This is a genomic window from Bacillus pretiosus (assembly GCF_051294775.1).
Classification (GTDB): Bacteria; Bacillota; Bacilli; order Bacillales; family Bacillaceae_G; genus Bacillus_A; species Bacillus_A wiedmannii.
Genome location: NZ_JBPPHF010000634.1, coordinates 1 through 280, shown reverse-complemented (window position 1 = coordinate 280; position 280 = coordinate 1). Strand labels below are relative to the sequence as shown.

Annotated in this window: 1 pseudogene; it reads left to right on the top strand. The window is 33.6% G+C overall.

Annotation, left to right across the window (positions count from 1 at the left end):
* Positions 1-280, top strand: a pseudogene (locus ACSG5Z_RS32470) (peptide ABC transporter substrate-binding protein); the annotation flags it as partial.

Here is a 280-nt window from a genome sequence, read left to right as displayed (position 1 = left end):
GTGGAAGTGTTACATCGATACATATAAGCAAAGTGATTTCCACTTAGCTTATATGGGATGGGGCGGTTCTTTATTAGACCCAATTACTAAACTAGATTTATATGCAGGTGATGGTCCAAACAACTATGCAAAATGGCATAATAAAGAATTTGACGCTTTAATCAAAGAAGCAGAAGTTGAACAAAATGAAGAAAAGCGTTTTGATTTATTGCATAAAGCAGAAGATATTATGGTTACAGATTCACCGTTAATTCCAATAATATTCCCTTCTGATTCTTAC